The 22,689-nt window shown below is 71.8% G+C and carries 15 protein-coding genes; 7 read left to right on the top strand and 8 right to left on the bottom strand.

Features of this window, described 5'->3' with window-relative positions:
• Nucleotides 1-83: 83 nt before the first annotated feature.
• The 3 genes from ACW14Y_RS39145 to nagA all read right to left on the bottom strand — a co-directional run bounded on the left by ACW14Y_RS39145 (nucleotide 84) and on the right by nagA (nucleotide 5,410).
• The gene (locus ACW14Y_RS39145) at nucleotides 84-2,909 is read right to left on the bottom strand and encodes a TIM-barrel domain-containing protein (protein ID WP_456985191.1); all 2,826 of its coding nucleotides are present in this window, start codon (nucleotides 2,907-2,909) and stop codon (nucleotides 84-86) included.
• A gap of 322 nt (nucleotides 2,910-3,231) precedes the next feature.
• Entirely contained in the window at nucleotides 3,232-4,104 is an 873-nt protein-coding gene (locus tag ACW14Y_RS39140) for an SIS domain-containing protein (protein ID WP_380304173.1), read from the bottom strand.
• Nucleotides 4,105-4,237: 133 nt separating this feature from the next.
• Nucleotides 4,238-5,410, bottom strand: coding sequence for an N-acetylglucosamine-6-phosphate deacetylase (nagA, locus tag ACW14Y_RS39135; protein WP_456985190.1), 1,173 nt, complete (start codon nucleotides 5,408-5,410; stop codon nucleotides 4,238-4,240).
• Between the two features lie 258 nt (nucleotides 5,411-5,668).
• Here nagA and ACW14Y_RS39130 point away from each other — a divergent pair, with 258 nt between their 5' ends.
• The 4 genes from ACW14Y_RS39130 to ACW14Y_RS39115 all read left to right on the top strand — a co-directional run bounded on the left by ACW14Y_RS39130 (nucleotide 5,669) and on the right by ACW14Y_RS39115 (nucleotide 10,251).
• On the top strand, nucleotides 5,669-6,427 hold the full coding sequence (locus ACW14Y_RS39130; RefSeq protein ID WP_266272152.1) for a DeoR/GlpR family DNA-binding transcription regulator: 759 nt from the start codon (nucleotides 5,669-5,671) through the stop codon (nucleotides 6,425-6,427).
• 635 nt (nucleotides 6,428-7,062) lie between these two features.
• Nucleotides 7,063-8,331: an extracellular solute-binding protein gene (locus ACW14Y_RS39125; RefSeq protein WP_380443670.1), complete on the top strand. Its 1,269-nt coding sequence runs from the start codon at nucleotides 7,063-7,065 to the stop codon at nucleotides 8,329-8,331.
• A gap of 127 nt (nucleotides 8,332-8,458) precedes the next feature.
• On the top strand, nucleotides 8,459-9,388 hold the full coding sequence (locus ACW14Y_RS39120; RefSeq protein WP_380312562.1) for a carbohydrate ABC transporter permease: 930 nt from the start codon (nucleotides 8,459-8,461) through the stop codon (nucleotides 9,386-9,388).
• Complete coding sequence (locus ACW14Y_RS39115; RefSeq protein WP_380312559.1) at nucleotides 9,388-10,251, top strand: carbohydrate ABC transporter permease; 864 nt, start codon at nucleotides 9,388-9,390, stop codon at nucleotides 10,249-10,251. Before ACW14Y_RS39120 ends, ACW14Y_RS39115 begins: the two co-directional genes overlap by 1 nt.
• Before the next feature lie 22 nt (nucleotides 10,252-10,273).
• On the opposite strand, the gene ACW14Y_RS39110 is transcribed toward ACW14Y_RS39115, so the two are convergent.
• From ACW14Y_RS39110 to ACW14Y_RS39090, 5 genes are all read right to left on the bottom strand, one after another.
• Nucleotides 10,274-11,089: a hypothetical protein gene (locus ACW14Y_RS39110; protein ID WP_402723189.1), complete on the bottom strand. Its 816-nt coding sequence runs from the start codon at nucleotides 11,087-11,089 to the stop codon at nucleotides 10,274-10,276.
• Between the two features lie 174 nt (nucleotides 11,090-11,263).
• On the bottom strand, nucleotides 11,264-13,222 hold the full coding sequence (locus tag ACW14Y_RS39105) for a DUF5107 domain-containing protein (protein WP_380308777.1): 1,959 nt from the start codon (nucleotides 13,220-13,222) through the stop codon (nucleotides 11,264-11,266).
• Nucleotides 13,223-13,395: 173 nt separating this feature from the next.
• Entirely contained in the window at nucleotides 13,396-14,238 is an 843-nt protein-coding gene (locus tag ACW14Y_RS39100; RefSeq protein ID WP_380393003.1) for a carbohydrate ABC transporter permease, read from the bottom strand.
• Entirely contained in the window at nucleotides 14,235-15,215 is a 981-nt protein-coding gene (locus tag ACW14Y_RS39095; protein ID WP_402723191.1) for a carbohydrate ABC transporter permease, read from the bottom strand. The genes ACW14Y_RS39100 and ACW14Y_RS39095 overlap by 4 nt, the downstream gene beginning before the upstream one ends.
• Nucleotides 15,216-15,217: 2 nt before the next feature.
• Nucleotides 15,218-16,519 carry an ABC transporter substrate-binding protein gene (locus tag ACW14Y_RS39090; protein WP_456985189.1) on the bottom strand — a complete coding sequence of 434 codons (1,302 nt, stop codon included), beginning with the start codon at nucleotides 16,517-16,519 and terminating at the stop codon, nucleotides 15,218-15,220.
• Between the two features lie 303 nt (nucleotides 16,520-16,822).
• Between ACW14Y_RS39090 and ACW14Y_RS39085 the strand changes: the two genes are divergently transcribed.
• The 3 genes from ACW14Y_RS39085 (at nucleotide 16,823) to ACW14Y_RS39075 (ending at nucleotide 22,473) form a co-directional block, all read left to right on the top strand.
• Nucleotides 16,823-18,169: an ROK family transcriptional regulator gene (locus ACW14Y_RS39085; protein WP_456985188.1), complete on the top strand. Its 1,347-nt coding sequence runs from the start codon at nucleotides 16,823-16,825 to the stop codon at nucleotides 18,167-18,169.
• A 588-nt stretch (nucleotides 18,170-18,757) separates the two neighbouring features.
• On the top strand, nucleotides 18,758-21,244 hold the full coding sequence (locus ACW14Y_RS39080; RefSeq protein ID WP_456985187.1) for an RICIN domain-containing protein: 2,487 nt from the start codon (nucleotides 18,758-18,760) through the stop codon (nucleotides 21,242-21,244).
• Nucleotides 21,245-21,594: 350 nt separating this feature from the next.
• Entirely contained in the window at nucleotides 21,595-22,473 is an 879-nt protein-coding gene (locus tag ACW14Y_RS39075) for a SecDF P1 head subdomain-containing protein (RefSeq protein WP_456985186.1), read from the top strand.
• The last annotated feature ends 216 nt before the right edge of the window (nucleotides 22,474-22,689 follow it).

Here is a 22,689-nt window from a genome sequence, read left to right as displayed (position 1 = left end):
CCGACCGTCACTGCCGCCGACAGCACCACCGATGGCCTCCGGTCCGCGGACCGGAGGCCATCGGGTCGCCCACCGGCCGGGGATCAGCCGGTGGCGGCGGCCGGTGGCGCCTTGGCGCCGGTGGCCGTGATCTCGGCCGCGCTGGTCCAGGGCCCCCGGCCACCGGCCTCGCTCAGCACCCGCAGACGCAGGTAGCGGCCGGAGGCGGCGGTGAAGGACACCTGTTGCGCGGCGGCCGTGTCGGCGAAGGAGCCGGTGGCCACCGGGCTGCCCCAGGCGGTGGTGCTGTCGGAGACGTACACCTCGTACCGGCCGATCCGGCCGTTGACGCCGCCGTCCTGCCGGGGAACGCAACCGAGGCCGTCGACGGCGTAGCGGGCGCCGAGGTCGATCTGGATCTCGTGCGGCAGCGGGGCGGCGCCGCCCGACCACTTGGTGTGCCAGATGGTCGCGGGGTCGCCGTCGATCGCGTTGGCGGCGGCGCCGTTCTCGCCGGCCGTCTCCTGGCTGTCGGCGGTGACGACCTTCCAGCCGGTCTGCGGGATCGGCGCGGACCTCGTGCCGACCGGGGTCCCGGGCGCGGCGGTGATCCCGGCGGCGGTCACGGTGAACGCCTCGGACCGGCTGCCGGCCTTGATCCACAGCACCCCGGCGCGGTCGGCCGGGTCGTAGTACCAGCCGCTGCCGGCGCTGTCGTAGGCGGCCTTGCCGGCGAGGGCCGGGAGCGGCGCCCCGCCGACCGAGACCGAGGTGGGCGCGGTCGCGCTGTGCACGGTGAACTCGTAGCCGCGGGCGGCGGCCTTCCCGGTGTAACTGCCGTTCGCCGCACCGACGCTGATGACGGCGTCACCCCGGCCGGCGGCCGGCGCGTGCACGTCCACCCGCTGCCGGGCGTAGGCGCCGTTCTGGTACGCGCGGGTCACCCCGTCGTCCTCGTAGAGGCTGAAGGTGGAGTCGCCGCGCGGGTAGACGTCGTAGGTCAGGGTGGAGACGGCCTTCTCGCCGGTGTAGTTCATCTGCGGCCACATCGGGACGACCGCGCCCTGGCGGACGAACAGCGGCAGGGTGTCGAGCGGGGCGGAGTAGCCGTCGAGCCAGCCGGGGCCCTGGTAGACCTTTCCGCTCCAGTAGTCGGTCCAGCTGCCGGCCGGCAGGTAGATGCCGTTGCGGACGGCGGTGTCGCTGACGACCGGGGCGACCAGGAAGGAGTCGCCGGCCATGAACTCGCCGGAGGTGGCGTTGCCGCGGGCCACCGGGTCGTCCGGGTACTCCAGCACCAGGGCCCGGGTGGAGGGCACGCCGGTCTCGTTGGCGGTCCGGCCCATGGTGTAGAGGTAGGGCATCAGCCGCATCTTGAGCTGCAGGTACTTGCGGTTGATCGACGCGTACGGTTCGGCGAACCGCCAGGGCTGCTTGTCCTGGTACCCGGCCGAGGGGTTGGTGGCGCCCCAGCCGGACATGGTCATGAACGCCGGGGTGAAGGCCTTCCACTGGAGGTCGCGGACGTAGGTCTGCGGGCTGCCGCCGAAGATCCCGTCGATGTCGCCGGAGGCGTAGTTGAGGCCGGACAGGCCCGCGCCGGCGATGGAGGGGACGTGCCAGCGCATGGCGTCCCAGGTGCCGCTGGTGTCGCCGGTCCAGACGACGGCGTTGCGCTGGGTGCCGGCCCAGCCGTCGACGGTCCAGACGAACCGGCGGGCGTCGGAGTTGTCCTCGATGCCCGCGACGGCCTGCTTCACCCCGTCGAAGGCGTACTTGTAGCCGCTGCCGATCCAGGCGACGTCGGTCTTCACGGCGCGGGAGCCGGCCGTACCGACCTCCTGATCGATGCCGGAGAGGCCGGTGGAGGTCCACAGGCCGGTCCGGAAGCCCTTCTCGTTCAGGGCGGCGACGGTGGACGGCAGGGCGGTGTAGCCGCAGCCGTAGCCGTCGTTGGGCAGGATCCAGCCCGAGGGCATGTCGGCGGCGCGGGCGTCGGCGGCGTAGCCGACCACGTCGGGCGTGGTTTGGTGGCGGGCGCGGTTGTGGTCGCCCTGGTAGTTCGGGTTGGAGGCGTTGAAGCAGTCGGCGTTGCCGAGTTCGAGGCCCCACATCGGTGCGAGGAAGGGCTTGCCGGTGACGTCGGTGTAGCCGTCGAGCACGTCCTTGAGCGAGTCGCCGGCGAAGTACCAGGCGTCGAAGCGCTTCTCGTCGTGGCTGAGGGCGGTCGGGGCGCGGAAGTCGTACGAGCCGGGCGCCCAGGTGTTGCGCATCACGCCGTAGCCGTTGGTGGACATGTAGAACGGCGCCGGGCTGGCGTTGGTGCCCTCGGTCCACTTGTTGGAGACCGCGACGGGGACGGTCCGGTCGCGCAGGGCCCATTCGCCGAGGTGCAGGCCGGTGCCGTAGAACTGCTCGTCCGCGGCGCGGCCGAGGTACTGGGTGGTGCGGCCGGCGCTCCAGCTGGTCGGCTGCGACTCGGCCCACACCAGGGTGGTGTCGTCGGCCCGGTAGAGCGCGAAGGTCAGCGGCTTCTTGTTGATCCGCAGGCTGATGGCGGGGGTGCCGATCCGCCAGTACGCGCCGGCGTCGGTGAGGGTGGCGCCGACCGTGCCGAAGGAGGTGGTGGTCGCGAGGTCGGAACCGGCCGGGTCGTCGGTGAAGGAGCCGTCCGGGGAGAGCCAGATCCGGAACACGTCGGCGCGGGCGACGACGATCCGGGCGGCGGCGGCGCTGGATGTCCGGACGGTGAAGGTGTCACCGGCGCGGGTGACGGAGGCTGCGTTCCCCGCGGTCGCGGCCCGGGCCGGAAGGGCCGGGCCGAGTGCGGTCAGCAGGGCCCCGAGCAGGGTCAGGATCAGGGCGGCGGCCGTCCGGCGGTGGCGGACGGCCCGTGGTCGGCGGGTGGGCGGGGCGGCGGCAGCGCTCACGCTGTCCTCCTGGGGAGGGAGTGAGGAAGGCCCGCGCGGCGATGGGCCGCAGGCCGGGGAGGGCGGTGCCCCGCCATGACAGCAAGGTTCATGACATGTCGTCAAGTGCTTGAACTGTGGCTATTTCGAGCAATATCGAGCAGCGATTTGCAAACCGCGAGCAGCCGGGGCGGCGGCGGAACGACCGACGGCCCCCGCGGACCGCGACGGTCCGACGGGGGCTGGAGGTCTGCCGAGGGTCCGGCCGGCGGGCGCTACCGCGACACCCGGCCTCCTCCCGAACGCGCCACACGGCGGACGGCCGGCGTCCGGAGCCGGACGGTCACGGCCGGTCCAGGATGATCGACCGGGTCAGGTTGCGCGGCCGGTCCGGGTCGAGGCCGAGGGACACGGCCACCTCGACGGCCAGCCGCTGGGCCCGCACCAGGTCGGCGAGCGGATCCAGCGGGGAGACCGAGACGGTGGCACCCAGGGCCCGGACCTCGTCCTCCAGTCCGGCCGGCGGGGCACCGAAGAACCAGACGGCACTGGTGGGGGCGGTGACGCTGACCGGCCCGTGGCGGTACTCCATCGCCGGGTAGGACTCGGCCCAGCGGTACGAGGCCTCGCGCACCTTGAGCGCCGCCTCGTGGGCGAGCCCGCAGGTCCACCCCGCCCCGAGGAACGTGAACTGCTCCGCGGCGGCAGCCCCTTCGGGAAGCGGCTCGGCCAGTGCCAGCTCGGCCTGGCGCGGCAGGTCCGCGGGGGCGAGCCCGAGCCGGGCCCGCAGCAGGACCAGCGCGGTGGTGGCGAACCGGGTCTGCACGACGGACCGCTCGTCGGCGAAGTCCAGCACCACCAGGGAGCGGGCCGCACCGGCGACCGGGGTCGCCCCGTCGGCGGTGACGGCGACGGTCTCGCCCGAGGTCACCCGGCCCAGCGCCTCGACCACCTCGGTGGTGGTGCCGGAGCGGGTGATCGCCAGCACCCGGTCGTAGCGCCGCCGGTGCGGGAACTCCGAGGCCGCGAAGGCGTCGGTCTCCCCCAGCCCGGCCTCCTCCCGCAGGGCCGCGTAGGCCTGCGCCATGTACAGCGAGGTGCCGCAGCCGATCACCGCCACCCGCTCGCCCGGCTCCGGCAGCCCCCGGGGCGCCAGATCGAGGGCGCGCCGCCAGCAGTCGGGCTGGCTGGCGATCTCCACGTCCACATGGCTCACGACTGTCCTCCCAGCAGGTTCTGCTCACACATGCTTAATCTATAGACCTTGGTGCCAACTTTGCGCAATATCGATCACCAGTGTGCAGTCCTGGACTTCCTGCGGGGGCGGCCGTTCGTCGTGCCGGGTGGGGTCAGGCGGTGGTGATCGGGGCGAAGCGGTCGCCGCCGGTGATCCACTCGCCGCGGCGCATGACGGCGACCAGGTCGTAGCTGCTGGAGTCGACGACGACGAGGTCGGCGAGCTTGCCGGTCTCCAGGCTGCCGACCCGGTCGGCGAGGCCGAGCAGCCGGGCCGGGACGGTGGAGAGCGACTCCACGGCCTGGCTCAACGAGAGCCCGCCGACCGTGACGCAGCGCCGCAGCGCCCGGTCCAGGGTGAGGGTGGAGCCGGCGATGGAGCTGCCGTCCGTGAGCATGGCGACGCCGTCCTTGACCTCGACCTGGAGCGGGCCGAGGGGGTAGAGGCCGTCGCCCATGCCGGCGGCGCCCATGGCGTCGGTGATGAGGGCGACCCGGGAGGCGCCGGCGGTGCCGTAGGCGAGGTCGAGCACGGAGGGGTGGAGGTGGACGCCGTCGTTGATGAGTTCGACGGTGACGCGCTCGTCCTCCAGCAGGGCCACGATCGGGCCGGGGGCGCGGTGGGCGATGCCGGGCATGGCGTTGAAGAGGTGGGTGGCGACGGTGGCGCCGGCGTCGATCGCCTCCAGGGTCCGGCCGTAGTCGGAGTCGGTGTGGCCGACGGCGGCGATGACGCCGAGGTCGGCGAGCATCCGGACCGAGTCGAGGCCGCCGGGCAGTTCGGGGGCGAGGGTGACCATCCTCGCGTGGCCGCGGGCGGCGTCGACGAGCTTGCGGACCAGGGCCGGGTCGGGGTCGCGCAGCAGGTCGGGGCGGTGGGCGCCGCAGCGGTTGCGGGAGATGAAGGGGCCCTCGAAGTGGACGCCGGCGACGACGCCGTCCTCGGCGAGTTCGGACAGCACGGCGGCCTGGCGGGCGAGGTCGTCGATCTCGCCGGTGACGGTGGAGGCGACGGTGGTGGTGGTGCCGTGTTCGAGGTGGGTGCGGGCGGCGCGCAGGGCCTCCTCGGCGATGCCGGAGGCGTAGGAGGCGCCGCCGCCGCCGTGCACGTGCAGGTCGACGAAGCCGGGTACGACGGTGTACCCGGTCAGGTCGAGGTCGCCGGGGGTGGCGGTACCGCCGAGGCCGGCGATCCGCTCGCCCTCGACGGCGAGACGGCCGTTCTCCACGACGCCGCCGGGCAGGACCAGCCGGGCGCCGGACAGTGCGAGCAGGTCCGCGGTCACGCGGTCACCTCCGGAAGGAGGACGCGGGCCACCGCCCTCCCGCCCCGCCGGTCCGGTCGTGGCGGCGGACAGCGGGCGGACGGCAGCGCGCGTCGATCGAAATTGTTCGCTGTGCCGGGTACTTTAATCAGTTCCGAGCATCTTGACCCCAGCGCCGACTTGTCACATACCTGCCGTCCTGCCAGCGCCGGAGCGCCGTTCCCCGGCTTCCGGAGCCACCGCTGCGGTACGGACCAAGCCTCGTCTAGACTCCCGGACATGCTCAAAGCTGACCGGACCGCCAAGATCCTCGCTCATGTCACCGAAGCGGGGAGCGCCGACGTGCACGCGCTGGCGGAGCTGCTGGGCGTCTCCACCGCGACGGTCCGCCGGGACCTCCAGGAGCTCCACGACCAGGGTCTGCTGCACCGCACCCGCGGTGGCGCGGTGACCGGCACCGTCAATCTGGAGCTGCCGCTGCGCCACCGGCACGGCAAGCGGCAGGCCGAGAAGCGGCGGATCGCCCTGGCGGCCGAACGCCTGGTGCCGGAGGGCGCCGTGGTCGGCCTGACCGGCGGCACCACGACCAGCGAGCTCGCCCGGGTGCTCGCCGAGCGCGGCGGGGTCACCATCGTGACCAACGCGGTCAACATCGCCGCCGACCTGATCGTCCGGCCGGAGATCCGCCTGGTGGTGGTCGGCGGCATCGCGCGGTCGGCCAGCTACGAGCTGGTCGGGCCGGCCTCCGAGCGGATGCTCTCGCAGTACCACCTGGACGTCGCGTTCATCGGCGTCGACGGCCTCACCGCCAGCGAGGGCTGCACCACGCACGACGAGATGGAGGCCCACACCGACCGGGCCTTCCTGCGCAGTGCCGCGCGCTGCGTCGTGCTGGCCGACAGCAGCAAGGTCGGGCTGGTGACCTTCGCCGCGATCTGCCCGCTGACGGACATCCACGACCTCGTCACCGACGACGGACTGACCGGCGCCCAGGAGAAGGCCGTCACCGGCTGCGGCGTGCGCGTGCTGCGCGCCTGACCCCGGCCGACCGCTCGCCCGACCCGCTCGCCCGACCCGCTCGCCCCCGCCCCCCTCGCCCTCGGCCCCGGATCCGCGACGGCCGGGGGCTCCGACGTGTGCGCACCGACGAGCGCGCGCGCCGACGTGCACACTCCGTGCTTTTGCACCCCTTGCAAACAAATTTGAGCAGAGGGCCGCGCCCCGCTCCCCCGCCCGACCACCCGCCCGCTCCGGAGCCGGAACCCGCCGGTCGACGCGAGCTCCCGCCGCCCGGCCCCCGAGGCCGCTCCATCCACTCCGACCAGGCCGGACAGCACATCTGACGGTGCGTCCGAGAGATCCGACGGGAGCGGCCGAGCCGTCCGGCAGGCGGCATGTCCGCAACGGTCCGGTAACAGCAACTAGACCGCCCGGCGCCCCTCGTGAATACTTCCGTGAACAACGGGCACTTCGGATTTGCGCAAACCTGGCTGTCTTCAAGCACAATCAAGCAGCCATGGCCGGTCGCGGCCCGTTCGACAGCCGACAGGTGCGCGGAGCGGTGGCCTCCCCCAGCCCCCGCGACGCACCGGTGCGGTGCTCGGCTTCTGCACTCCCAGGAACGAACCCATCCCTCGCAACACGGGTTCGCAGGACGAAGGCGGTACACGGCCATGAACAAGCGGCTCCTCGGCATCCCCCTGCTGTGCGCCAGCGCGGCGCTGACGCTCACCGCGTGCGGCAGCGGCGGATCCAGCGGCTCCGACGGCGGGAACGTCACCCTCAAGCTGGTCGCGGCCGACTACGGCGACAAGGCGTCCAACAGCTCCAAGGGCTACTGGGACGGCGTCGCCGCCGCCTTCACCTCGGCCCACCCCGACATCAAGGTCGACGTCCAGGTCATCAACTGGAACGACATCGACAGCCAGGTCAAGACCATGATCCAGAGCGGGAACGTCCCCGACGTCCTGCAGACCGGCGGCTACGCCGACAAGGTCGCGGACGACCTGCTCTACAAGGCCGAGGACGTGCTCTCCACCGCAACCAGGGCCAACCTGATCGCCACCTTCGCCGACGCCGGCAAGGTCAAGGACACCCAGTACGGCATCCCGTTCGTCTCCTCCGCCCGCGCCTTCTTCTACAACAAGGCCCTGTTCCAGCAGGCCGGCATCGCCCAGCCCCCCACCACCTGGGACGAACTCAAGGCCGACGCGGAGAAGATCAGGGCGAAGGTGCCGGGCGTGACCCCCTACGCCCTGCCGCTGGGCCCGGAGGAGGCCCAGGGCGAGAGCATGATCTGGGAGCTCGGCAACGGCGGCGGCCACACCGACCGCAGCGGCGCCTACACCCTCGACAGCCCCGCCAACGTCGAGACCTTCAGCTGGCTGAAGGCCAACCTGGTTCAGCCGGGCCTCACTTACGCCAACCCCGCCACCACCGACCGCAAGACCGCCTTCGCCGACTTCGCCGCCGGCAAGACCGCCATGCTCAACGGCCACCCCTCGCTCATCTCCATGTCCACCGAGGGCAAGGTCGACTACGGTGTGGCGCCCATCCCCGGCAAGGCCGGTCCCCTCAAGTCCACCCTGGGCGTGGCGGACTGGACGATGGCGTTCAAGAAGAACGGCCACGCGGCGCAGATCAAGGCCTTCCTCGACTTCGCCTACAGCAAGGAGAACACCCTCAAGTTCGTCGAGACCTACAACCTGATGCCCGTCACCCAGGACACCCTGAAGGAGATGAGCACGGGCGGCAAGCACAAGGACCTCGAACCCTTCTTCTCCCTGCTGCCCGGCGCCGCCTTCTACCCCCTGGGCGACACCGCCTGGGACAAGGTCTCCGCCGAGCTCAAGAAGGGCATCGGCTCCGCGGTCGCCGACGACCCCGCCAAGGTCCTGGGCGACCTGCAGAAGAAGGCCCAGGCCGCGGTCGCCGACAAGTAGCCCGCCCGCGCGCCCGGTTCCACGGCACCGCACCCGCCGCACCCGCGGTTCCCGCCGCACCCTCCGGGCGGCGCGCCCTCCCGCGCGCCGCCCGACCGGCGGGCCCACACGCCCGGAAGGCACCCTCGTGTCCCTCAAGTCAGCTGCCCCACAAGGCCGGAGGGCCGGCCGGCGCCCGGCCCGCCGCTCCCTCGCCGCCCGGCTCGGTCCGCTGCCGTGGATCGGCCCGGCCGTCCTGCTGATCGTCCTGGTGGTCCTGTGGCCGGTCTACGAGATGGTCCGCACCTCCTTCCTGCGGATCAGCACCAGCGGCTTCGTCCGCGGCTCGGCCGGACTCGACAAGTACCGCAAGCTCTTCGACGAGCCCGACCTCGGCCGGGTGCTCGTGCACACCGTGGTCTGGACGCTGGCCGTGGTCGGGCTGACGATGCTGCTCTCGCTGGCCCTGGCCCAGCTCTTCGACCAGCGCTTCCCCGGGCGCCGCTTCACCCGCTGGGCGCTGATCGCGCCCTGGGCGGCGTCGGTGCTGATGACCTCCATCGGCTTCAAGTGGATGCTCAACCGCACCTCCGGGGTGCTCAACACGCTGCTCGCCGACCTGGGACTGATCGACGGCCCCCGGGACTGGCTCGGCGACCCGGACACCGCCTGGCCCTGGATGATGGTGGTGGCGGTCTTCGTCTCGCTGCCCTTCACCACCTACACCCTGCTCGCCGGCCTCCAGACCGTCCCCGCCGAACTGCACGAGGCGGCACGGGTGGACGGCGCCACCGCCTTCCAGACCTATCTTCGGATCACCCTGCCGCTGCTGCGGCCGGCCTTCCTGGTCGGCCTGGTGATCAACCTGATCAACGTCTTCAACTCCTTCCCCGTGATCTGGGGCATGACCCAGGGCGGACCCAACAGCGACACCGCCACCACGACCGTGTTCATGTACCAGTTGAAGAACACCGACATCGGCGAGTCGGCCGCCATGTCCGTCGTCAACTTCGCCCTGGTCGTCCTGATGGTGCTGCTCTTCCTCAGGGTCAGCCGGTGGAACCAGGAGGAGAACTGATGAACCGTCCGAACCGTCGGACCGAGCTTCCGCGGGCCCGGCGCGAGCCGATCCGCCCCCGCACCCTCGTCGTCGCCGCCGTCGCCTGGGGACTGGCCGCGCTGTTCCTGCTGCCGTACCTGGAGATGGTCGTCACCGCCGTCCGGCCGGCCGACGAACTGCGGGACGCCGGCTACCTGCCCAGCCACTTCGCCTGGTCCAACCTGGTCGACGTCTGGCGGGACTCCACCCTCGGCACCAACCTCCGGGTCACCCTGCTGGTCGCCGGCGGCTCCACCCTGCTGGCCCTCGCGGTGGCCCTGCCGGCCGCGTACTGCACCGCCCGCACCCGGTTCCGGGGCCGCAAGCTGTTCCTGCTGCTCGTCCTGGTCACCCAGATGTTCCAGCCGACGGCGCTGCTGGTCGGGCTCTACCGCGAGTTCCACCAGCTCGACCTGCTCAACTCGGTGTGGACGCTGATCCTCTGCAACGCCGCGTTCAACCTCGCCTTCGCCATCTGGATCCTCACCGCCTACATCGGCTCCATCCCGGTGGCGCTGGAGGAGGCCGCGATGCTCGACGGGCTCGGGCGGTTCGGCACCCTGCGGAAGGTGGTGCTGCCGCTGGCGATGCCGGGCATCGTCACCGCGGTCGTCTTCACCTTCATCTCCGCCTGGAACGAGTTCGTGATGGGCCTCACCCTCACCACCCGGTCCGACAGCCAGCCGCTGACCGTCGGCATCAACAGCTTCATCGGCAACTACACCGTCCAGTGGAACTTCCTCTTCGCCGGCTCGGTGATCGCGATCCTGCCGGTGGTGGTGCTGTTCGCCGTCATCGAGCGCCATGTCGTCTCCGGCCTCACCGCCGGTTCGGTCAAATGACCGGGTGCACGGGGGCGGCTGCTCAGACCGCCGCGGGGAAGTCCTTGCGCTTGATCTTGGCCCGGCGGCCGTCGGGGTGGTGGAACACGATGCCCTCCGCCGGCGTCCCCGGGGCGTAGCGGCTCTCCAGGCCGGCCAGGAACTCCCGCAGGCCGTCGTAGCTGCGCGGCACGGCGGTGTACACCGGCGCCGCCAGGTCGAACGGCACGCACAGGTGGTCGTCCAGCTCCAGCGGGTTGCCCTGGATCCGCGGCCCGAGGGCCTCGCAGGCGTGCTCGCCGTCCGGCCAGGCGGTCACGTCGGTGTTGTCGGCCGCGGTCAGGATCCAGCGGTCCTCGGGCCCGTGCCGGTCGGTGTCGACGTACCAGCCGTCGACGATGCCCTGCTGCTTCTGCGCCTTGCTCGGGTTGCGCCGCTTCTCCACCCGCACCAGGTGGCCGCCGCGGACGGTCAGCCGCACATTGGTGCCGTCCAGCTTCTCCGTCGGCGCGCCCTCCCCGGCGAAGACCCAGGCGCACTCGGCCCGCGGACGGTCCACGACGCGGAAGTCGCCGTCGCGCTCGAACAGCGTGGGGATCTTCTCCATGACCTGCCTCCCTCTCCTGACCTGCCCGACCAGCTCCTCGTGGGTGATCGCCCCCGTGGCCAGCCCGCCCGCCAGGGCCCGCACCAGATCGGCGACCGACACCTCGGCGTCCACGGCGACGCGCTTGAGCGCCTTCTTCTCCTCCGGCGAGATCCACGCGACCAGCCGTGACCACCCGTCGGGCGGCGTCCAGCGCGCCAGTCGTTCCGGATCCTTGCGCGGGCGACCGCGCCGTTTGGGCTCTTCCTCCATGACCGGGAGCGTAGGAGCCCCTTTGATGTTGTGTCAATTGGCATAACAGTAATTCGCGCGGCGCGCGGGGGCGGCCGGGAAGGGCTGCCCCCGCGCGCGTCGCAGGCGAGCGGGGCGCGTCGGGTCGGCTCGGCTCGGCTCAGCTCAGCTCGGCTCGGCTCGGCTCGGCTCGGCTCAGCTCGCGGCAAGCATCCGGAAGTCGTACTCCCGCGGGAGCGGCGGGAGCGGCTCGGCGCCGCGGGTCGCGCGCCGGTGGGCGAACCACAGTTCGTGCAGGGTGCCTTCGCCCTCGCGCACATCGGCCAGTTCGATGCCCTCGTCGAGCAGTCGGCCGCAGCGTTCGACGTCGCCGGAGTCGAGTGCGGCGCGGGCCTCGGCCCAGCGGACGCGGCCCAGGGAGCGGTGGGCCGGGGGAAGGTCGGCGAGCAGCGACAGGACGTCCTGCGGGGCTCCGGCGCGCAGCAGGACCCCGGCCGCCTCCAGGGCCAGCGGCAGCAGGGCGGGCTCCAGCCGGAGGGCTTCGCGGTAGGCGCGGGCCGCTTCGGCGAGGTCGCCGGTGCGGTCGGCGAGGACGGCGAGGTTGCGCCAGGCCCAGGCGGTGGGCCGGCTCTCGACCGACTCCGACCAGCTCTCGCGGGCACCGTCGAGGTCACCGGCGTAGGCGCGCAGGACTCCGAGGTGCAGCCCGGCGAGCCAGCCGTCCGCCTTCCCGAGCAGCTCCTCCCAGGCGGGGTCGACCTGGTAGGAGACGGGCGCCCGCACCGGCTCGGCCGGGGAGAGTCGTCCGTGGTCGAGGAGCTCCAGCCACGCCTCCTGCTCGGGGCCGAGCGTCGAGTCCGGGAAGGGCGTGCCGGACATCTCCCGGGCGGGCTCGCCGGCGTGGATCCGGCGGTGGCGCTCCAGGGCGCCCCAACCGGATCCGGTGGCCAGGATCTCGACGGGTGGCTGGTCCAACCACGCCTCGGCCGAGGCGAGTTCGGCTTCCAGCACGCTCGCCGGGACGAGCGTGTCGACGCCGTCGCGGGCCGCTTCGCGCGCCGCGGCCCAGTCCTCGCCGTGGACGGCGGCGGGGTCGGCCTCCAGGAGTCCGTAGGCCTCCACCCAGGACCATCGCGCACCGGCGGGCATCGGCACGTGTTCGAGCTGGGTGCGGGCCAGGCCGGCCTGGATCTCCAGGTAGGCGTTGCCCGGCCCGGACAGCCAGTCCTGCCAGTGCCGGCCGCCCTCGCCCTGTCCCCAGAGGAACAGTTTGCGGCCGCGCAGCCGGTCGGTCGACGCCTGGACCAGGCCCCGGCCGCCGGCGTCGAGTGCGGCGATCCAGCGTCGGCGGCCGTCGGGGATGTCGAAGAAGTAGTCGGCCGCGTCCAGGGACCGCGTGGTGCGGGTCAGGTCGGTGCCGTCGGGGGCGGGGAGTGCGACGTGGCGCACGCGGCGGTCGTAGGAGAACTGCCACGCCGCGTCCGCCGGGGACAGCACCCGTACGTCCGGTGCCTCGGGTACGGCGATGTTCGACCACCAGTACATCGGCACCACGGTGTCACGCGGGTTGGTGATGCGGACGTGGACGAGCAGGACCTGGGAGTCGTCGGGCAGGTAGGCGTCGATCTGGTGGACGACGCCGCGGATGCGCTCGTACTCCCACATCCGCAGCACCGGGGTGCCGTCCGGGCGCAGCACGCGGGCGGCGTGCAGGGGTTCGCAGGTGGTGGGGGCGTGGCCGATGGTGCCGATGTTCCACTCCACGCCGCCGGCCAGCCAGGCGTTGCGCAGTGCGAGGTTGGCGGGCTGGAACACCGGGTTGCGGAAGAGGAGTTCGCGTCCGGTCGGCTTGTGGACGAGCGACCAGAGGCGGCCGCCGGCGCCGAGCAGGAAGGTCGCCCGCAGGGTGGCGTTCTCCAGTACCGCGACCGGGTGTTCGGCGGGTGCCCGTTCGCGGGTGTAGCCGTCCTGCATCAGGTACGGCATGACGGAGGGCACCCGGCCGTAGCCGATGTTGTGCCGCATCTCGTCGTCGGCCTGACTGGCGTCGGCGACCTCGTGGAGGTCTGCCCCGGTGAAGAGGGGCGGGAGGGGGTTGACGGGGCCGACCGGTGCGGTCGGCAGGGTCAGCGTGGTCAGCCGCAGCTCACTCATCTGTCTTCTGCCTCTTATGAGTCGGGTGGCGGGCTGTGAGTCCCGGCGGTGGGCCGTCGCGGGCGGTGAGTCCCGGCGGTGGGCCGTCGCGGGCGGTGAGTCCCGGTGGTGGGCCGTCGCGGGCGGTGGGTCCCGGTGGTGGGCCGTCGCGGGCGGTGAGTCCCGGCGGTGGGCTACTTGACGCTGCCGGAGGTCAGGCCGGCCTTCCAGTAGCGCTGGAGCAGGAGGAACATCACGACGATCGGGACGACGGAGAGCAGTGAGCCCGTGATGATCAGGTTGTAGGGGACGGTCTGGCCGCGCTGTTCCTTCCAGGCGACCAGTCCGACGGTGACCGGCTGCAGGCGGTCGTTGGCGAGCATCAGCGACGGCAGCAGGTAGTTCGTCCAGATGGTCACGAACTGGAACAGGAAGATGGTGACCAGCGACGGCTGGAGCACCCGCAACGCGACGGACCGGAAGATCCGGAACTCGCCCGCACCGTCGAGGCGTCCCGCTTCCAGGAGTTCGTCCGGTACGGAGGCGGCCGCGTAGATGCGCGCCAGGTAGACACCGAACGGGCTGACGATGCTGGGGACGAACACCGCCCAGAAGGTGTTGACCACGTGGGTGGCCGAGAACATCAGGTAGAGCGGGAGTGCGAACAGCGGGGCGGGGATGAGGATGGCGCCGAGGACGGTGTTGAACACGGCCTCGCGGCCCCGGAAGGCGTACTTCGCGAGAACGTACCCGGCCATGCTGGAGAGCAGGGTCGCCACGACGGCGCCGCCCACCGCGTAGAGCAGGCTGTTGAGCAGCCAGCGTCCGAAGATGCCGTCCTGGACGCCGAGCAGGGTGGAGACGTTCTTCACCAGCTCGATCCGCCCGGCGAACCAGAAGCCGTTGCTGGAGAAGAGGTCGCTGCTGCTCTTGGTGGCGGAGACGACCAGCCACCAGACCGGCAGCAGGGAGTAGATCGCGGCGAGCACCAGGACGGCGATCACCCCGGCGCGGCCGGCCTGACCGGTGGCCTTCACTGGGCTCCTCCGCGCTTGTTGACGAACCGCATGAATCCGAAGGACAGCACGAAGATCACCAGCGCGAGGATCACCGAACGGGTGGCCGCCGCATGGTAGTTGTTCGCGGCGACCTCGTTCTGGGCGGCCATGATCGGCGTCCAGTCACTGGCCAGGTTGGGGGCGACGGCCTTCATGATCACGGGCTCGTTGTAGAGCTGGGCCATGCCGATGATGGAGAACACGGTGGTCATCACCAGGGCCGGCCGGACCATCGGGATCTTGATGTGCCAGGCGAGCCGCCAGCCGGTGCAGCCGTCCAGTTCCGCGGCCTCGGCGTACTCGCCCGGAATGGCCTTCAGCGCCGAGTGGATGACGATCATGTTGTAACCGGTCCAGCCCCAGGTCAGCATGTTGCCGACCGACCACGGCAGCATGCCGTCGGAGGTGAAGTCGACGTCCAGCCCGATCCGGCCGAGGGCGTCGGCGATCGGGCTGACGTCCGGCTGGTAGAGGAACGACCACATCAGGCCGCCGATCACGCCGGGGACGGCGTACGGCAGGAAGAAGGCGAGCCTGAAGAAGCGCTTCGCGGGGGTGCGGCGGGCGTCGAGGGCGAGCGCCAGCACCAGGGCGAGGCCCAGCATCAGCGGCACCTGGACGACGCCGATCAGCACCACCCGGACGATCGAGGAGGTGAAGGCGTGGTCGGCCAGCGCGTCCGTGTAGTTGGAGAGTCCGGTGAAGACCTCGGAGGGGGGAGCGAGACCGAGCCCGGAACGGCGCACCTTGTACAGGCTCTCGTACAGGGCGTAGCAGATCGGGGCGACGAAGGTGACGGCGAACAGCGTGCCGAACGGCGTCAGGAACCCCACGGGGGCCCAGCGGCGGCCGTCGATCCTGCGCCGGCGGGCGGGGCCGGTCGTCGGCCGGGACGGTTCCGGGGTACCCCCGGTGCGCTCCGCCGAGCGCACCGGGGCGTCAGTGGAAGGGTGCATGGTCAGCCGATTTCCATGCCCTGGGTCTTCATCTCGGCCACGGTCTGCGCCTGGGCCTCGGCCAGCGCGGCGTCCAGGCCGCTGCCGCCCGCCCCCGCCTTGCCCAGGCCGTCGCCGAGCACGCCCGAGGTCTTGGTCATGACCGGGCCCCACTGGAAGCCGGTGTCGACGCGGCCGGCACTCTCCTTGAACACGTCGAAGATCGTCTGGTCGCCGTAGAACGGGTCCGGCTGGTGCAGCGCCGGGTTCTCCAGGCCGGAGAGCGCCGCCGGGTAGATCCCCGTCTCCTTGATCAGGTTGCTGACGCTGGCCTGGTCGGTGCCGAACCAGTGGGCGAACTCGACCGCCTCCTTGACGTGCTTGCAGCCCTTCAGCACGGCGTTGGGGGTGCCGCCGGCGTTGCCGGAGGCGGGCTTGGCGGCGTCCCAGACCGGCATCGGGGCGACGGCCCAGTTGCCGGAGGTCTGCTTGACGCTGTCGGCCAGGATCGGGGTGTCCCAGACCGCGTTGACGTCGGAGAGGATCGTGCCCTCCCCCATGCCCTTGTAGAGCGCGGTGTCGAAGCTCGGCACGGTCTTGACGAGCTTCTTGTCGATCAGGTCCTGCCAGAACGCGGTGACCTTCTTCGTCGCCGGGTCGTCGAGGTTCACGGTCCACTTGTCGCCGCCGGTGCCGAACCACTTCGCGCCCGCCTGCCAGGCGAGACCCGCGAAGTTGTAGGCGTCGTTGCCGAAGTAGCCGATGTAGGCGTTCGGGTCGGCCGCGTGGATGATCGCCGCGTCGGCGGCGTACTCGTCCCAGGTCCTGGGCGCGGCGGCGATGCCGTACTTGGCGAACAGGTCCTTGCGGTAGATCATCGCCATCGGGGCGATGTCCACCGGCAGGCCGAAGGTGCGCCCGGAGACCCCGGACTGGGCGAAGGCCCAGGGGGCGTACTCCTTGGCGTAGGGCGCGGCGGCCTGCGTCGCGTCCTGGAGGGCTCCGGCGGCGGCGAAGGTCGGGAGGGTCTCGAAGCCGACCGATCCCAGACAGGGGGCGTTGCCCGCCTTCACCGCGTTGAGCATCTTGGTGTAGCCGCCCTTGGAGCCGGGCGAGATCTTGCTGTAGGTGACCTTGATGCCGGGGTGAGCGGCGTTGAAGAGCTCGACGGACTTCTCGTAACCGGGGGCCCAGCCCCAGAACTCGACGGTGACCGGCCCCGAGGCCTGCTCGGCCGACCCGTCGGAGCCGCAGGCGGCGGCGAAGGCCGTCAGCGACGTGAGCGCCATGGCGAGGGTGGCCGCTCTGAACGGGCGTGACTTCATGGGGAGGCCCTCATCTCTGCCTGCCGCGGGCGGGACGCACGGCCCGGACGCGGCGGTGGGGGAACCCGCTGACGCTGCGGGTTGTTAGTTCGGCTAGTGTGTTAATTAAGAATGGCGCTGTCAAGGGATGCGTCGGAACGTTCTGCAAACAGGCCCCACCAGCCCGCAGAACGGTTCGAAAGGGGCACAGCACCGCATCCCGCGGTCGCGTCGGGGCGAGTTTCTTCGAACGGTGCATCAACTAACATGGTCAAGATCGGCCCTGCCCTGCGCGCAGGATCCGGAGCGGAACAAGGAGACGACGTGCGGCCAGGACAGCGCGGCACCACCGGCACGGGCGCCGGCCCGGCCGGCCGCACCCACCCGGGCGCGGCACCGGCACCGGCCACCGGGGCCGCCGCCGTCATGGCGGGCTACCCCGAGGCGGCCGACAAGGCCTCGCTGCGCCGCACCAATCTCGGCGTGCTGCTGCGTCACCTGCGCGACAGCGGGCCGCAGTCCCGCACCCACCTGTCCACCGCGACGGGCCTGCCCAAGGCGACGGTGTCGGTCCTGGTCGCCGACCTGATCGAGCGCGGCCTGGTGCGCGAGGGCGAACTCGACCGGGCCGGCTCGATCGGCCGACCCCACCGCATGGTCGAGCTCGACGGCCGCCGCATCTGCGGCCTCGGCGCGGAGATCGGTGCCGACCACCTCACCGTGCTCGCCCTCGACCTGCGCGGCACCGTCGTCCACGAGGACCGCCGGGCGCTCGACGTACCGGCACTGACCGCCCGGGCCGCCCTGGCGGAGGTCGCCGACCTCGTCGCGGACTGCCTGAGCGCCGTCGCCGAGCGGGACATGCACCCGATCGGGATCACCCTCGTCACCCAGGGATCGGTCGACGCCGCCTCCGGCAGCGTCGTCGTCGCCACCAACTTCGGCTGGCGGGGCGTACGGGCGGCCCAGGAACTGCGCGTGCGGCTCGGCCGGGACGCCCCGCCCGTCCTGGTCGAGAACGACGCCGAGTCCGGCGCCCTCGCCGAATACCTCGGCGCCCCCGGCACCGACGTCCGCGAACTCGTCTACGTCACCGGCGGAATCGGCGTCGGCGGCGCCAGCATCTCGGGCGGCAAACTGCTGCGCGGCTCGGAGATCGGGCACATGAAGCTCGACCGGCTCGACCGGCCCTGCCCGTGCGGACGGACCGGCTGCTGGGAGGTCGCCGTCGGACTCCAGGCCTTCCTGGACGCGGCCGCCGACCCGACGGACCGGGTGCACGACCTCTCCGTCGACCTGGCCGAACGCCTCGGCGACCTGCTCGACCGGGCCGACGCCGGGGACACGAGAACCCTCGCCGCGCTCGCCGGCCTCGCCGAGGACCTCGCCCTCGGGCTGAGCATCCTGGTGGACGTGCTCAATCCGCCCAGGATCGTCCTCGGCGGGTACTTCGCGGTGTTCGGCCGCTACCTGGTCGGGCCCGCGCAGCAGATCCTCGACGAGCGCAGGATCGCCCCCACCACCGAGCGGGTGATCGTGGCCGCCTCGACGCTCGGGCTCTCCAACGCCGCGCGGGGCGGCGCGCTGCTGGCGCTCGCGGGCATCTTCCAGGACCCTTCCGTCGTCCCGGTCCGACCGGCCCCGGAGGACAGCGACACCTGGCCGCTCTGACGCCCCGGCCGGGGCAGTCACCGCCCCGGCCCCGAGCCCGGCGGCCAGTGCCGAATCCTGCTCCGACTTGCTCGAACGTCCACGTCTTCGACCAGCCAGGCCCACAATCCATGCGCCAGGCCGCCCAGTTGTGGCCCGAGGGCCGTCCTCCGGGCCGCCGGCCGGCGCCGTGGACCGACCTGCCCGCACCTGCGCGGCGACCAGCCCGACCGGCACCCCACATTCACCGGGCGAGCCCTTGACAGTCGCGACGTCCCCTGCCACCGTTTGATCGCAGTTGCTCTCTGACGCATGATTTCGAGCAACTTCAGTCAGATCGATCCAGGGACATCGAGATGTCCCTCGGACCACCGCTCCTCGCCCGACACCCGGGCCCTCGGAGCCGCACGTCCCCCCTCCACGGCGCCGATCGCCGTTGCCCCGCCCGACCGTCGCCGTGCCGACAGGCCCCCGGCGGCCGACGCGGCAATCCCGAACGGCAGTACCGGTCGGCAATCCCGGCCGGCAGTCCCGAACGGCAGGCAGTACCGAACGGCAGTCCCGGTCGGCCCCTCCCCCACCAGTGCGTTGTCCCCCCAAGGAGCTCTCGTGTCATCCCCGCCGCGCAGAATCCTCGCCACCTCCCTCGCCACCGCGCTCCTCGCGCTCGGCGGCGCCGCCACCCCGCCCGCGACAGCGGCGACCCCCGACAGTGCCGGCTACACGATCAGCGTCGGGTCCCCCGTCCCGTACCCGCACCCGACGGACACCCCCGCCGTCCCGTACCTCGACAAGGACGGCACGTTCTACTTCCAGCAGTCGGCCGCCCTGTACGGCGCCGACCAGCCCAGGTACTGGGACTTCTTCACCGGGACCGACTTCGACACCGCCTCCCGGTCGAGCACCGTCAGCGACGCGGTGAACCCCGCCAACACCAACGACAGGAACAACGACACGACCTGGCGGTGCAACAACAGCCCGACCGGCCTCACGTCGAGCTTCGCCGTCGGCAGCACCAGCTACTCGCAGAAGAACTTCTGCGACCTGTCAGGGGTCTGGGTCGACCCGGACACCGGTGACTGGTACGGCCTGGTCCACAACGAGTTCACCCCGCAGCCCTTCGGCGACGGCCTCCACTTCGACGCCATCGACTACACGGTCTCCACCGACCAGGGCCGCACGTGGACCATCAAGGACCACGTGATCACCTCGCCGTTCAGCACCGTCCGGGGCGACACCACCCAGTTCCCCCACCAGACCTACCACTACGGCGACGGCGACCAGCGCCTCTTCGTCGACACCGCCTCGGGCTACTTCTACGTCTTCTACGGCTCGCGCGTCGTCGACAAGAGCGGCGGCTGGAAGGCCTTCCACGAGCACGTGGCCCGGGCGCCGATCTCCGGCAAGATGGCGCCCTCCAGCTGGCAGAAGTGGTACGACGGCGCCTGGTCCCAGGCCGGGGTCGGCGGCAAGGAGAGCAACATGGTGCCGGTCGGCACCACCAGCACCACCGGCTACACCCCCGTCGCGGGCGAGTACAACCCGGCGAACACCGGCACCTCGGCCCAGCAGATCACCGCGGGGACGATGCCGGCGACCTCGCCGCTGTTCGTCATGGACATCACCTACAACGCGTACCTGGGCCTGTACATCGGCGAGCCGCAGGGCGTCGACCAGAGCGGGAACGCGTCCCAGCAGTACTACGCCACCGACAACCTGGCCACCCAGAAGTGGTACCCGATCGGCAACAGCGGCAGCTACCACACCGCCTCCTGGTACCGCTGGTTCCTCGACAGCGCGAACCGCACCAGCTCCACCATCGTCGGCAAGAACTTCCGCACCTACTGCGCCTTCGGCTGCTCGGGCGGCGCCTCCGGCGAGTACGTGGACGTGAGCATCGGCTCGTCCGCCCCCGCCCCGGCCCCGGTCGACCGAACGAAGGCCTACCGGATCTCCGGCGGCAACGGCCAGATCCTCGCCCAGGTCTCCGGCAGTTCCGCGACCACCTCCGTCGCCACGGCCACCACCTCCGCCCTGCAGTCCTGGGTGTTCACCGGCAACGGCGACGGCTCCTACCGGATCACCAACGCCTCGACCGGCAAGCTGCTCGGCGTCGACGCCTCCTCGAAGGCGGGCCGGGCCTGGGGCGCCAAGCCGATCGTCACCGCCGCCGGCGCGAGCGGCCCCGGCGTCGGGCAGCAGTGGTTCGTCGTCCCCGGCACGTCCGCGAGCAACGGGTCCGCCTCCGGAACGTACCGCCTGGTCAACCGTTACAGCGGCCTGGTGATCGGGCTGTCCGCGGACACCGCCCGCCCGTCGGAGACCACGCCGACCCGCACCTGGACCAACTCCACGACCAGCCCGGTCGGCGGGACGCGCGGCGCGGCCGAACAGACCCTGACCCTCACCCAGACCGGCCCCGCGCCCGCGCTCGTCACGGTCAACGACCCCGGCACCCAGTCGAGCAAGGTCAACGCCGCCGTCAGCCTGCAGATCCAGGCGAACGCCGGCGGCGCCGGCACCCTCTCCTACAGCGCGAGCGGCCTGCCCACCGGCCTGACGATCAACGCCACCACCGGCCTGATCACCGGCACCCCCACCACCACCGGCGCCTACACCACCACGGTCACCGCCACCGCCGGCACCACCACCGGCAACACCACCTTCACCTGGACCGTCACCACCGCTCTCGACGGCACCCACACCCTCACCGCCTCCGGCAAGGCCCTCGACAACCCCAACCACTCCACCGTCCCCGGCACCCAGCTCATCACCTACACCCCCGGCACCGGCGCCAACCAGAAGTGGACCTTCGCCCAACAGAGCGACGGCACCTACCGCATCACCAACGCCGAGTCCGGCCTCTGCATGGACGTCAACGGCGGATCCACCACCGCCGGCACCGCCGTCATCCAGTGGCCCTGCACCACCGGAGCCAACCAACGCTGGACCGTGACCCCCGCCACCAGCGGCGGCTACAAGATCACCTCCAAGGGCAGCGGACTCCTCCTCACCACCGCCTCCACCACCAACGGAGCCCTCGTCACCCAGCAACCGGACACCGACACCGCACTCCAGCGCTGGACCGTCAACTAGCCACCACTGGAGGCACCTGGGCAGGACGGGGCCTCCCGGCCGGAACGGACGCACCGTCCGAACCGCCCGGGAGGCCCCACCCCTCGCCCGGGACGCGACCGCCACTGCCGACCTCATCAACTCCTTATGTTCCCAAGACAGTTCGGTCACGTTTGGGTCAAGTCGTCCACGACTCGCACACGGCAGCGGAAACATTGGCCGCCATGCACTCCCTCCCAGGCTCCGCTCCTGCACGCCGGGCGGCGGTACTCCTGTTCGCCGCCACCGCGCTCGCCGCCTGCTCCGGACAAACCGGCACACCGCCCAGGGCTGCCGGCGACGGAAAGCGCACGACTGTCACGCTCTCCCCCGTGACCAGCGCCTCGGTGCCGACGCTCCAGTCGGCCGCCGAGAAACTCCGCCACCGCGCCGACGCGCTCGGCCTGACCGCCGTCGAAGTCACGGTCCAGGACGGCCGAATCGTGCTCTCGGCCGCCGGCGACGCCACCGACAAGGTCGCGGCCGCCACCCGACCGGGCCGCCTCCACCTGCGCCCCGTCCTCGCGCTTGCGCCGTGCATCACGAATCCGCCGTCTCCCACCCCGCCCGCGGTAGCCCCCTCGGGGGTCAACGCCGCGCTCAAGGCGCCGGCCGACTCTCCGACCGCCCGGGCCGGCGCCGCGCCGTCCGCCGCAGCACCCGGCACCGGCGACCCGTCGGCCGCGATGACCCAGGGAACGGTGCCGCCCGAACTCGCAGCCCCGTTCGCGGCGCTCGACTGTGCAGACGCCTCCCAGCGGGCCGGCGACGTCTCGACCTCCCACTCCGCCGCTGCCGCCGCCCTCGCCTGCGGCTCCACCGCCGAGCAGGACATCTGGTACAAGTTCGCACTGGGCCCGGCCGCGCTCGACGGCACGACCATCGCCGGCGCCAAGGCCGCCTACGACGAACAGTCGGGCGCGGGCTGGCAGGTCCAGCTCTCGTTCACCAGTACCGGCGCCAAGGCCTTCGCCGAGACCACCGGCAAGCTCGCCCGGCAGAACCTGCCCAACAATCAGTTCGCCATCGTCGTGGACGGCGCCGTGCTCTCCCACCCCTACGTCCGCGAAGCCGTCACCGGTGGCACCGCCCAGATCAGCGGCTCCTTCACCCGCGAACAGGCCGAACAGCTTGCCGCGGCCCTCACCGACCAGCTGCCCCTCGACCTGACGTCCTCCGACATCACCGTCGCCGGAGGAACCACACCCTGAAGCTTGTTCCGGAAGGTCCGGGACCGGGCATCTCTCCGGTACGGGTGGGGTGCTCCGGGCTGAGCGGGTCTGGACGGAAGGCTGTGCCGTGGCGTTGTCACGGTCTTCGGAGGTTCGGAGCCGGTCCCCGGACGGCGCGGGCAGGCCGATCAGCAGGAGTGGACGGTCGGGTTGCCCGAGGGAGCCGCTCTCTCCGGCAACCCGAACTCGACGGTC

Source organism: Kitasatospora sp. cg17-2 (genome assembly GCF_054031055.1).
This window is presented reverse-complemented; position numbering and strand designations above follow the sequence as displayed.